The organism is Corynebacterium sp. HMSC070H05 (assembly GCF_001837615.1).
GTDB classification, from domain to species: Bacteria; Actinomycetota; Actinomycetes; order Mycobacteriales; family Mycobacteriaceae; genus Corynebacterium; species Corynebacterium coyleae.
In genome coordinates, this window is record NZ_KV833339.1 from 195652 (window position 1) to 207881 (window position 12230).

The following is a 12230-nucleotide window of genomic DNA, read 5'->3' on the forward strand; positions in this document are numbered from 1 at the left end:
CTGAAACTTTGAGGAGAGCCGTTTTGTCCAAGAAGATTGTCATCATGGGTGGAGGCCCCGGCGGATACGAGGCCGCGCTGCTCGCGTCGAAACGCGGCGCAGACATCACGTTGGTGGAAGATTCTGGGGCTGGCGGCTCGGCGATCCGTAAGGACGTTGTGCCGTCGAAAAGCTTCATTGCGGGCGCGAACATTAAGACGGACTTGCGCCGCGCGGACGATATGGGGCTCAACCACACGTTGGGTGACGCGAAGCTGTCGCTGCTGGCGCTGAATGAGCGTGTGAAGCAGTTGGCGGCGGAGCAGTCCAGTGACATCCGCGAGCAGCTTGAGCGCAAGGGTGTGCGCCTGGTCAAGGGGCGTGCGCGCTTCTCTGATAAGCAGGTCGGTCACACTACGCATGACATTGAGATTGTCACCGAGTCTGGTGAGACTGAGCACGTCAGCTGCGACATGGTGCTTGTGTGCACGGGTGCGAGCCCGCGTGTGCTCAAGGGGGCGGAGCCGGACGGCGAGCGCATCCTGAACTGGCGTCAGATGTATGACCTGCAGGAGCTGCCGACCCACCTCATTGTGGTTGGTTCTGGCGTGACTGGTGCGGAGTTTGTCTCTGCGTTTGCGGAGCTGGGCGTGAAGGTGACCATGGTTGCTTCCCGCGATCGCATTTTGCCTCACGACGACGCCGACGCTGCCGATGTCTTGGAGAAGGTCCTGGCGGATCGCGGCGTGCAGTTGGAGAAGGACGCGCGTGTGGAGCGTGTGGAAAACACGGGTGACGCTGTGGTCGTGCACACCACTGATGGCCGCGCCATTGAGGGTTCGCACGTGATGATGTCCATCGGTTCTGTTCCGAATACGGCGGATCTGAACCTTGAGGCTGCAAAGGTGGAGACCACCCCGTCCGGCCACATTCATGTGGACCGCGTCTCGCGCACTAACGTCGCCGGCATTTACGCTGCGGGCGACTGCACGGACCTCATGCCGCTGGCGTCGGTTGCGGCGCAGCAGGGCCGCACTGCCGTTGACCACGCGATGGGCGACGGTGTCAGCCCGATCCGCCTGAAGACGGTTGGCAACGCCGTGTTCACCCGTCCGGAGATCGCTGCCGTGGGTGTCACCGAGCAGGAGATCCGCGACGGCAAGGTTGAGGCAGACATCTACAAGCTGCCCTTGTCGACGAACCCGCGCGCCAAGATGCGTTCCCTGCAGTACGGGTTTGTGAAGATTTTCGCCCGCAAGGGCTCCGGCCAGGTCATCGGCGGTGTGATCGTCGCGCCGACTGCATCCGAGCTGATCTTGTCGCTGACCATCGCGGTAACCAACAGCCTCACCGTCACCCAGCTGGCTAACTCGATGGCGGTGTACCCGTCGCTGTCAGGTTCGATTACCGAGGCGGCGCGCCGCCTGATTACAAAGTCGGATCTGGACTAGCCGGAAACGCACGTTGGGGGCAGCGGGTGCGCGGACACGTCGCGCACCCCGGACCAATCGGGGTAGCTGACGCCGGGGCCAGATCAAGGCCGTCGGCGTACACCAGTTGGGGTGCGTATGCGGCGTCGCAGCCAAGCGCTACGGCGTGCTCGCGCCGGGGCTGACCAAAGCCGACTGCTGGGCCTTGCACCATGCGCGCAACCCACATCTGTGTGCGCCCGTCCGGGGTGGTGGAGACCTGCCTGGTCACACGGTTTGGGGTTTCAAACGCACGGTGCACCACCCATAGCGGGCAGGTATCGCCGGAGACGGCGAAGCGGAACGACGTGGTGGCCTGGCGCTTGGACACATTTCCTGCGCGGTCGGTGCGCATAAATACAAACGGCACAGCCTGCGCGCCGGGGCGCTGCAGTGTGCCGAGGCGTTGGCAGGTGGATTCGAATCCGGTGCCGAAGCGGGCCGAGATGACATCGATGTCGTAGCGCGTCTCGTGGGCAGCCTGCAGGATCTCGGAGTAGGGCATGGTCACGGCGGCCGCGAAGTACTGGGCTAAGCCGTGGGTGGTGACGTTGCGGGCCGGGGTGTCGTCGATACGCGCAATGAGCTCTGATATCACGTCGCCGTGGGCGAGATTGCTGTAGCGGTAGGACAGCTCGAAGCACTGTTGCGCTTCGCTCAAGCCGGAGCGCAGGCGGATCTCGCGGGTGGTGGTGTCGATGTCGGAGCGACCCGACTCCACAGGCTGGTTGAAGCGCACGGTGTAGCCGAAGTCGCGGTCGAGGACCGACGCAAGACGGGTCAGGCGCAACTGGCGGCCACCAAGATGCTCCGCAAGCGTTTCGGCCGCTGAATCCAGGGAGTGGAAGTAGTTGCTGTGTTCCTGGAAAAAGCTGCGTGCGTACTCGTAGGGGTTGGGGGCTTGCTCGTTGAGGCGCTCGGGGATGGTTCGGACACGCTCCGCAAGGGTAGGGAAGTGGCGGGCGAATTCCTCCAGCTCGTGCTGCGCGATGCCGGGGAGCAGTTCCGAAAGGGCGGCTGCGGTTTCGCGTTCGGCGTCGCCGGAGAAGAAGGAAGCATCCACCCCGAAGGCGGACGTTAACTGCAACAACACCGTCGCCGTGAGAGGGCGCTGATCGTTTTCCAACTGGTTGAGATAGCTCGGCGAGATACCGACGAGGACCGCCGCATCGGCTTGAGTGAGGTTGCGAGCGGTGCGCAGTGTGCGGATCTGACCCCCCGCGTACAGCTTTGCCATCGTTGATTTTGCTCCTTCTCAGCCGCTTGGCCTGGTGATTTGCAACACTTTGAAAGTCTGTCAGTTTCAGGACGCAAGAATACGCAACTTCCACTATGATGCGCAACACACTTTCGCTCCTAATATGAGGTGCATCATCATCTCGATTGCCAGAAGGAGCCGAAGAATGATCCAACACGAGGTACGTACCCATAAGTCCGCAGAAGACTTCCCGATTGAAGAGCATCTGGCCTACAAGATTGCCAAGGTCGCGGCCGACCCGGTTGAAGTGCCGGAAGATACCCGCGAAATGATCATCAACCGCATCATCGACAACGCTTCTGTCGCTGTTGCCTCCTATAACCGCCGCCCGGTCGCCGTCGCCCGCGCAATGGCCAAGGCACACCCGGCAGACAACAAGGGTGCACTCGTCTTCGGCGAAGACGGCACCTACTCCGCAGAATGGGTCGCTTTCGCAAACGGCACCGCCGTGCGCGAGCTCGACTTCCACGACACCTTCCTGGCAGCCGAATACTCCCACCCGGGCGACAACATCCCGCCGATCCTCGCTGTTGCACAGCACAAGGGCCTCGACGGTAAGGCGCTGATCCGCGGCATCGCCACCGGCTACGAAATCCAGGTCAACCTGGTCAAGGGCATCTGCCTGCACGAGTGGAAGATCGACCACGTTGCACACCTTGGCCCCTCGGCCGCAGCTGGCATCGGCACCATGCTCAACCTGGACGTGGACACCATCTACCAGGCAATCGGCCAGGCGCTGCACACCACCACCGCAACCCGCCAGTCCCGCAAGGGCCTGATCTCCTCCTGGAAGGCATCCGCCCCGGCATTCGCCGGCAAGATGGCCATCGAAGCGGTGGACCGCGCCATGCGCGGCGAGGGCGCACCGGCCCCGATCTGGGAAGGCGAAGACGGCTTCATTGCATGGATGCTGCACTCCCCGGAGCGCACCTACACCGTCCCGCTGCCGGCAGACGGCGAGCCGAAGCGCGCGATCCTGGACACCTACACCAAGGAGCACTCCGCCGAGTACCAGGCACAGGCTCCGATTGACCTGGCTCGTCGCATGAAGCAGACCATCGCAGACGCAGGCAAGACCACCGCCGAGATCGAATCCATCGTGCTGCACACCTCGCACCACACCCACTACGTCATCGGCACCGGCGCAAACGACCCGCAGAAGATGGATCCGAAGGCATCCCGCGAGACCCTGGACCACTCGATCATGTACATGTTCGCTGTCGCCCTTGAGGACGGCGGCTGGCACCACGTCGACTCCTACACCCCGGAGCGTGCAAACCGTCCGGAGACCGTCGAGCTGTGGCACAAGGTGTCCACGGTGGAGGACCCGGAGTGGACCCGTCGCTACCACTCGCAGGATCCGGACGAGAAGGCATTCGGTGCCAAGGCTGTCATCACCTTCAACGACGGCACCGTCATCGAGGATGAGATGGCTGTCGCCGACGCCCACCCGTACGGTGCTCGTCCGTTCGAGCGTGAGAACTACATCCAGAAGTTCCGCACCCTGGCTGAGGGCATCGTCGATAAGGACGAGCAGGACCGCTTCCTCGCCGCCGTGCAGGATCTGGAAAACCTCACTGACCTGACCGAACTTAACATCCGCGTCAACGACGCAACCCGCGCCGCTGCAGAGGAGATCCCGGGAGGCATCTTCTAATGTTCAAGCCTGACACAACCCCGAACGAGCGTCGCAAAGCACTGCGAGCATCGCTTGTCGACGAAAAAATCACCACACTGCCCGGCGCCTTCAACCCGCTGACCGCGCGCCTGATCGAGGACATCGGATCCTTCTCCGGCGTGTACGTCTCCGGCGCCGTGGTAGCCAACGACCTGGGCCTGCCGGACATCGGCCTGACCACGCTTTCCGAGGTTGCAAACCGCGGCGGCCAGATCGCCCGCGCCACCAACCTGCCGGTGCTCATCGACGCCGACACCGGCTTCGGCGAGCCGATGTCCGCAGCCCGCACCGTCGCCGAGTTTGAAGCGGCAGGCCTGGCTGGCCTCCACCTGGAAGACCAGGTCAACCCGAAGCGCTGCGGCCACCTCGACGGCAAGGAAGTTGTGCCACGCGACCTGATGATCCGCCGCATCACCGCAGCGGTGCGCGAGCGCCAGGACGACGACTTTGTCATCTGTGCCCGCACCGACGCCGCCGGCATCGAAGGCATCGACGAGGCCATCGAGCGTGCGAAGGCATACGCCGACGCAGGTGCGGACCTCATCTTCACCGAAGCGCTGTACTCGGAGGAAGACTTTGCCAAGTTCCGCGCCGCCGTGGACACGCCGCTTCTGGCCAACATGACCGAGTTTGGCAAGACCGACCTGCTCAGCGCCCAGCAGCTGGAAAACCTCGGCTACAACGCCGTGATCTGGCCGGTGACCACCTTCCGTATCGCCATGGGCCAGACCGAAGCAATGCTGCGCGACATCGCAGAAACCGGCACCCAGGTGCCGTGGCTGGACAAGATGCAGCACCGCGCCCGCCTCTACGAACTGGTGCGCTACGACGAATACAACCAGTTCGACCAATCCGTCTTCACCTACTCGAAAGACACCTACAGCTCCACCTTTGAGCAGTAGGCCGCCACCACCAACACCACCACCAAGAAGGAGTGAATCATCATGACTGAGCAGGAAATTCGTAAGGGCCTCAACGGCGTTGTCGCTGACTACACCGCAGTGTCCAAGGTCAACCCGGAGACCAACTCGCTGCTGTACCGCGGTTACCCGGTCCAGGAACTGGCAGAGCATTGCACCTTCGAGGAAGTGGCATACCTGCTGTGGAACGGCGAACTGCCGACCGAGGAGCAGTTTGCAGAGTTCCGCGGTGGCTGCATGGAAAACCGCGACATCGATGAAGAACTGATCCAGATCATCAACTTCATGCCGAAGGACTGCCACCCGATGGACGTGCTGCGTACCGCAGTGTCCTACCTGGGTGCAGAGGATCCGGAGAAGTTCACCCCGGATTCCGATCACCTGCGTGGCATCGGCCGCAAGCTGCTGGCCAAGCTGCCGACGATTGTCGCAACCGACATCCGTCGCCGCCAGGGCAAGGAGTACATCGCCCCGAGCAAGGAGAAGGGCTTCTCCGAAAACTTCCTCTGGATGGTTTTCGGTGACGATGAGAAGTCCCCGGCCAACATCCCGTCCGACATCGAGGCGTTTGAGAAGACGATGATCCTCTACGCCGAGCACTCCTTCAACGCCTCCACCTTCACGGCCCGCACGATTGCCTCGACGATGTCCGACGGCTGGTCCGCAATCACCGGCGCAATCGGTGCCCTGAAGGGCCCGCTGCACGGTGGCGCCAACGAGTTCGTCATGCACCACATGACCGAAATCGGCGACCCGGCCAAGGCAGAGCAGTGGTGCCTGGACAAGCTCAAGAACAAGGAGCTCGTCATGGGCTTCGGCCACCGCGTGTACAAGAAGGGCGACTCGCGCGTGCCGACGATGGAAGCCGCCTTTAAGAAGCTCGCTGCGGAGCATCCGGAGAAGGACGCTCAGAAGTGGGTCGAGATGTACGACATCATGGCCAAGACCATGCACGACAACACCTCGATCAAGATCCGTCCGAACCTGGACTTCCCGTCCGGCCCGGCCTACTACATCCTGGGCTTCGACATCGAGTTCTTCACCCCGCTGTTCGTGATGTCCCGCATTACCGGCTGGACCGCTCACATCATCGAGCAGTTTGAGAACAACTCCCTGATCCGTCCACTCTCGGCCTACAACGGCCCGGAGGAGCGCCACGTCAAGGCGTAAGCGGATCACCCCCGAAACGCGGGTCGTCGCAACGCGGCGCCCGCGTTTTTGCACCCCCGCGTTAGGGTGCAAACGTGTCACATTCGTTGGCGAAAACGACCCAAGAAAAGTGTGACCTGTACTAAACTACCCGTTGCAGTATGACTTCGATCTTTCCTTGAGGAAAGGAACCAAATGAACCCGGATAACCTCCCGCTTAATGACCTGCCAGCATTCAAGAAAATCCTGGTAGCTAACCGCGGTGAGATCGCCGTTCGTGCCTTCCGTGCAGCCTTTGAAACTGGCGCGAAGACCGTCGCGGTCTACCCCCGCGAGGACCGTAACTCGTTCCACCGTCCGTTCGCGGACGAGGCAGTCCAGATCGGCGAGGCCGGCCAGCCGGTCAAGGCGTACCTGAACATCGACGAAATCATCCGTGCCGCGAAGCAAACTGGCGCAGATGCCGTCTACCCGGGCTACGGCTTCCTCTCCGAGCGTGCTGACCTGGCTCGTGCCTGCCGCGACAACGGCATTAAGTTCATCGGCCCGACCCCGGAGACGCTGGACCTGACGGGCGACAAGTCCGCCGCTGTCCAGGCCGCTGAGCGTGCCGGCCTGCCGGTGCTGAAGGACTCTGAGCCGTCGTCCGACCCGAAGCAGCTGGCAGAGTTTGCCAAGGACTTCGAGTTCCCGGTGTTTGTGAAGGCTGTCGCCGGTGGCGGCGGACGCGGCATGCGTTTCATTGAGAAGATCGAGGACGTTGAGCGTCTCGCAGCCGAGGCATCCCGCGAGGCTGAGGCAGCCTTCGGTGACCCGAACGTCTACATCGAGCGCGCCGTGATCCGCCCGCAGCACATTGAGGTGCAGATCATGGCTGACTCTTACGGCAACGTGGTGCACCTGTTTGAGCGTGACTGCTCCGTGCAGCGCCGCCACCAGAAGGTTGTTGAGATCGCTCCGGCGCAGCACATCACGGAAGAGCAGCGCCAGAAGATCTGTGCCGACGCTGTGGCGTTCTGTAAGGAAATCAACTACGAGGGCGCAGGTACGGTCGAGTTTCTTGTCGACGAGTCCGGCAACCACGTCTTCATCGAGATGAACCCGCGCGTGCAGGTCGAGCACACGGTGACCGAGGAAGTCACCGGCATCGACATCGTAAAGAACCAGATGTACATCGCCGCCGGCGCGAAGCTGGAGGACATCCACCTCACCCAGGACCTCATCGAGGTCAACGGCGCAGCCCTGCAGTGCCGCATCACCACCGAGGACCCGGCCAACGGCTTCCGACCGGACTCCGGCGTGGTCACCGGCTACCGCTCCCCGGGTGGTGCAGGTGTGCGTCTCGACGGCTCCGTGGCCGTCGGTACCACCATCACCCCGAACTTCGACTCCCTGCTGGTCAAGATGACCTGCCGTGGCCGCAACTTCCAGGTCGCCGTCGACCGTGCCCTGCGCGCCCTGAACGAGTTCTCCATTACGGGCCTGTCCACGAACATCGGCTTCCTGCGCGCCCTGCTCAGCGAGGACGAGTTCCGCAACGAGCGCATCAACACCGGCTTCATCGCGGACCACCCGCACCTGCTCGAGGCTCCGGCCGCGGCTGACGATGCCGGCAAGATCCTCGATTACCTGGCATCCGTTACGGTGAACCAGCCAAACGGTGCTCGCCCGACGAACATTCAGCCGTCGAAGAAGCTGCCGGAATCCAAGTACGGCGATCTGCCGCGTGGTTCCCGCGACGACCTGCTTGAGCTCGGCCCGACAAAGTGGGCTGAGAAGATCCGCAAGCAGACCGCTCTGGGTGTCACCGAGACCACGTTCCGTGACGCTCACCAGTCACTTTTGGCAACCCGTATTCGCACCAACACCCTTGTGGCTGCCGCGAAGCATGTGGGTCACCTGACCCCGGAGTTGACCTCCGTTGAGGCATGGGGCGGCGCTACCTTCGATGTGGGCATGCGCTTCCTCCACGAGTCGCCGTGGATGCGTCTCGACGAGCTGCGCGAGGCGATGCCGAACGTCAACATTCAGATGCTGCTGCGTGGCCGCAACACTGTTGGCTACACCCCGTACCCGGACAACGTGACCAAGGCGTTCGTCCAGGAAGCAGCCTCGTCCGGTATTGACATCTTCCGAATCTTCGACGCGCTGAATGACGTCTCCCAGATGCGCCCGGCGATCGACGCAGTGCTGGAAACCAACACCACCGTCGCCGAGGTTGCGATGGCGTACTCCGGCAACCTGATGGATCCGAATGAGGATCTGTACACGCTGGACTACTACCTGAAGCTCGCCGAGGAGATCGTCGAGGCTGGCGCCCACGTCCTGGCGATTAAGGACATGGCTGGCCTGATGCGTCCGGCAGCAGCCGCCAAGCTGGTGAAGGCGCTGCGTGAGCGCTTCGACCTGCCGGTGCACGTCCACACCCACGACACTGCGGGCGGTCAGCTCTCGACCTACCTTGCGGCTGCCAACGCCGGTGCCGACATCGTCGACGTTGCATCCGCTCCGCTGGCAGGCACCACCTCCCAGCCGTCGATGTCCGCCCTCGTCGCAGCGTTTGAGAACACCGAGCGCGACACCGGCATCGACCTGCAGGCCGTCTTCGATATGGAGCCGTACTGGGAAGCCGTGCGCCAGGTGTACGCACCGTTCGAGTCCGGCATTCCGGGCCCGACCGGCCGTGTGTACAAGCACGAGATTCCGGGCGGTCAGCTCTCCAACCTGCGCACCCAGGCGAAGGCCCTTGGTCTGGAGGATCGCTTCGAGCTCATCGAGGACTACTACGCAGGCGTGAACGAGATCCTCGGTCGCCCGACGAAGGTCACCCCGTCCTCCAAGGTGGTTGGCGACCTGGCCCTGCAGCTCGTCGGCCAGGGTGTCAGCCCGCAGGAGTTCGCAGAGAACCCGCGCAAGTACGACATTCCGGAATCTGTCATCGGCTTCCTGCAGGGCGAGCTGGGTACCCCTCCGGGTGGCTGGCCGCTGCTGCGCGACAAGGCACTGGAGAACCGCTCCGAGGTCGACCACACCGTCCAGGTGCCGGCAGAGCTCGAGCCGGATCTGCAGTCCGACGACCACAGTGTGCGTCGTGCGGCGCTGGATCAGCTGCTATTCCCGAAGCAGTACGCCGAGTACCAGGAGCACCTGCGCACCTACGGCATCACCGACCAGTTGGGTGACAAGACCTTCTTCTACGGCCTTGAAGAGGGCGTGGAGACCATGATCTACTACGGCGAGATCGACGAAAACCGTCCGCCGCTGGTGGTCAGCCTCGACGCTGTCGGCGAGCCGGATGAGAAGGGCATGCGCCAGGTCATCCTGACCGTCAACGGCCAGGTCCGGCCGGTTGCCGTCCGCGACGAGAACGTCGAGTCCACCGTTGCTGAGGTGGAGAAGGCCGACGCGTCCAACCCGGGCCACGTTGCCGCACCGTTCGCTGGTGCCGTCACCGTCACGGTGAAGGAAGGCGACGAGGTCAAGGAAGGCGACCCGGTCGCAACCATCGAGGCTATGAAGATGGAGGCCGCGATCTCCGCACCGAAGTCGGGCGTGATCGAGCGCATCGCGCTGACCAAGCCGACCAAGGTGGAAGGCGGCGACCTCGTGGTGGTTATCGCTTAAGAGCTTTTCGCCTGACGACGTCCAAAGCGCCGACCTCCACCCGGAGTGCCGGCGCTTTCGGCGTTTTGGCGGCTGGGCGTCTCGGCACAATGATGTAGGTAAGCCTAAACTACCTTTCATGGTTTTCGGTTCTAACAACTTTTCGGACATTCAGCTCACGGACTGGCCTCAGCGCGAGAAAAGCGATGCACTCACAGTCACCGTCGCCAATGTTGAACGGGTTGCCCCCGACCTCCTTGAGATCTCCGTGGTTGCGCCTGAATTGCGCGACCACCAATTGGTAGGCCCAGACGAGTTCTTCGGCCTCCTCATGCCGGGGCCTGGCAAGGACTATGTCCCATTAACGACAACTCGGGTAAGCAATCTACGAGCCCAACTTGCCGCGCTTCCGGATGCCGTGCGACCCGACCTTCGGTGGTACACAGTTCGAAGTCTCGACCGAGCTGCTGGCACCCTGAGCTTCCTATTGGTCACACACGGTGTTTCGGATGCCTCGGACACCGACATCGGGCCCGCGTTGCGTTGGGCGCTGCGCGTCGCGCCTGGGGACACCTGCGGAATCTACCCCGCGAACGGGCTGTGGTTCCGGCGCGAGCCAAAGCCAGGCACATCGCAGCTGCTGGTCGCCGACCCCACTGCAGCGCCTTCAGTCGCAGCAATTCTTGAATTCCTCGAGCAATTCCACCCTGCTGAGCTGGCTGCGGCAGATGTCGTGTTCGCCGCCACCACGAACGACGAATTCGAGCCTGGGCTGGTTGAGCGCTGGCAATCCCGCGTGAGGTCACTGGCCCTGGTCACCGCCCAGCAGGACAGGTTGCTGGAGGCAGTTGTCTCCGAGCTTCGCTCTCACGAGCGCCCGGAGAGTGTCTGGTGTTGCGGCGAACGAGACCTCGCAGCGGGGGTGCGACGATTCGCCGTGCAAGAGTGGGGGATTGATCCCAAAAATGTCACATTCAGCGCGTTCTGGATTCGAGGACAGGCGCGGGGGTAACTTCCTCGCGAGATGGTAAGGGCTGCTTTACCTAACCCAGACCATCTGTTAGGTTTGCCTTTGCTAAGTGTTCGCCTGGCTTTCTGCTCAGGCCACATTTCGACTGAAAGGGATCCCGCATGCGCGCGAAACTCGGTGCAGTGCTCACCTTTGCTGTTGGCCTCGCTCTCACAGGCTGCAGCTCATCTCCTTCCAACTCCGCCTCAACTTCCACTGCAACTTCCACCGTGTCTGCCTCGGACGCCGCGACATCCTCCTCCGCGTCCGCTTCGAGCAATGCCCAGGCATCCGGTGCGCTGGTGTTTAACCACCCGAGCATTGACGGCCTGAAAATCGAGTTCGCCGAGCAGCCCAAGAACATCGTCATGGACTGCTACGCCTACTCCACCCTCGATGAGTACGGCATCAAGCCGAACGCCATCTTCGGTTACCAGTGCGACGACCCGACCGTGATGGGTGGGGCGGACACCACCGGGATTGAGCAGATCGGCACCGACGGCGAGATTGACTTGGAGAAACTCGCACAGCTCAAACCGGACGCGATCATTGGCTTCGGCACAGCAGACGGTTGGCAATGGTTCAAAGAGGATGTGAACTCCCAACTCACTCGCGTCGCCCAGTTCGTGCCGCTGCCCGGCGGCGACACCGTGGACGAGGGCATCGCCAACGTCCGCGAGCTCGCCGAGTTCCTCGGCGCCGATGTCACCGCCTCGCACATCACTAAGGCAGACCAAGACTACGCGGCTGCGAAGCAGAACTTCTCCGATGCCATTGCTGGCGAAGACTTGAGCTTCATGCTGTCGAGCCCCACCAAGGAGATGCTCTACACCAGCGCGAACGGCCCCCATGCGGATCTGCTGAAGTCGCTCGGCGCGACCCTCGCTGGCCCGACCGAGGGTCACGAGGGCAGCCCGTGGGCGTGGATCGCCTGGGAGGAAGCCTCGAAATACCCCACCGATGTCATGCTCGTCGAGGACTACGACGAAGCTGACCCCTTCACCGCCGAAATGTGGGACTCGCTGCCGTCGGTCCAGGCTGGTCAGCTCTACGCCTGGAACTCAAAGGGTGCGCTGACCTCGCGCCACTACGCCGACTGGTTGGACGGACTCGCCACAAAGGTCCAGGGCTTCAACAAGGTCTCCTAAGCCCTCGACCCGCCCAC

Annotated in this window: 8 protein-coding genes; 7 read left to right on the forward strand and 1 reads right to left on the reverse strand. The window is 62.6% G+C overall.

What is annotated here, in order from left to right:
- The first annotated feature begins 23 nt into the window (after positions 1-23).
- Positions 24-1430, forward strand: coding sequence for an NAD(P)H-quinone dehydrogenase (locus HMPREF2617_RS07940; RefSeq protein ID WP_070450406.1), 1407 nt, complete (start codon positions 24-26; stop codon positions 1428-1430).
- Here HMPREF2617_RS07940 and HMPREF2617_RS07945 read toward each other — a convergent pair.
- Positions 1408-2685 carry a helix-turn-helix domain-containing protein gene (locus HMPREF2617_RS07945; RefSeq protein ID WP_070614309.1) on the reverse strand — a complete coding sequence of 426 codons (1278 nt, stop codon included), beginning with the start codon at positions 2683-2685 and terminating at the stop codon, positions 1408-1410. The genes HMPREF2617_RS07940 and HMPREF2617_RS07945 overlap by 23 nt on opposite strands.
- A gap of 166 nt (positions 2686-2851) precedes the next feature.
- On the opposite strand from HMPREF2617_RS07945, the gene prpD reads away from it, so the two are divergent.
- From prpD to HMPREF2617_RS07975, 6 genes are all read left to right on the forward strand, one after another.
- A complete protein-coding gene (gene prpD / locus HMPREF2617_RS07950; protein ID WP_070570511.1) occupies positions 2852-4363 on the forward strand; it encodes a 2-methylcitrate dehydratase PrpD in 1512 nt (503 codons plus the stop codon).
- Positions 4363-5286, forward strand: coding sequence for a methylisocitrate lyase (gene prpB, locus HMPREF2617_RS07955; RefSeq protein ID WP_070422832.1), 924 nt, complete (start codon positions 4363-4365; stop codon positions 5284-5286). The genes prpD and prpB overlap by 1 nt, the downstream gene beginning before the upstream one ends.
- Before the next feature lie 42 nt (positions 5287-5328).
- Complete coding sequence (locus HMPREF2617_RS07960; protein WP_070422833.1) at positions 5329-6474, forward strand: bifunctional 2-methylcitrate synthase/citrate synthase; 1146 nt, start codon at positions 5329-5331, stop codon at positions 6472-6474.
- A gap of 174 nt (positions 6475-6648) precedes the next feature.
- On the forward strand, positions 6649-10077 hold the full coding sequence (locus HMPREF2617_RS07965; protein ID WP_070482383.1) for a pyruvate carboxylase: 3429 nt from the start codon (positions 6649-6651) through the stop codon (positions 10075-10077).
- Between the two features lie 118 nt (positions 10078-10195).
- Positions 10196-11068 (forward strand): siderophore-interacting protein, encoded by an 873-nt coding sequence (locus HMPREF2617_RS07970; protein WP_083291905.1) that lies wholly within the window; start codon positions 10196-10198, stop codon positions 11066-11068.
- 119 nt (positions 11069-11187) lie between these two features.
- Entirely contained in the window at positions 11188-12213 is a 1026-nt protein-coding gene (locus HMPREF2617_RS07975) for an ABC transporter substrate-binding protein (RefSeq protein WP_083291904.1), read from the forward strand.
- The last annotated feature ends 17 nt before the right edge of the window (positions 12214-12230 follow it).

What these genes read in the sequence shown, in the direction of transcription:
- prpB (WP_070422832.1), top strand. Translation starts at nt 4,363, where the DNA reads ATGTTCAAGCCTGACACAACCCCGAACGAGCGTCGCAAAGCACTGCGA.
- prpD (WP_070570511.1), top strand. Translation starts at nt 2,852, where the DNA reads ATGATCCAACACGAGGTACGTACCCATAAGTCCGCAGAAGACTTCCCG.
- HMPREF2617_RS07970 (WP_083291905.1), top strand. Translation starts at nt 10,196, where the DNA reads ATGGTTTTCGGTTCTAACAACTTTTCGGACATTCAGCTCACGGACTGG.
- HMPREF2617_RS07975 (WP_083291904.1), top strand. Translation starts at nt 11,188, where the DNA reads ATGCGCGCGAAACTCGGTGCAGTGCTCACCTTTGCTGTTGGCCTCGCT.
- HMPREF2617_RS07960 (WP_070422833.1), top strand. Translation starts at nt 5,329, where the DNA reads ATGACTGAGCAGGAAATTCGTAAGGGCCTCAACGGCGTTGTCGCTGAC.
- HMPREF2617_RS07945 (WP_070614309.1), bottom strand. Translation starts at nt 2,685, where the DNA reads ATGGCAAAGCTGTACGCGGGGGGTCAGATCCGCACACTGCGCACCGCT.
- HMPREF2617_RS07965 (WP_070482383.1), top strand. Translation starts at nt 6,649, where the DNA reads ATGAACCCGGATAACCTCCCGCTTAATGACCTGCCAGCATTCAAGAAA.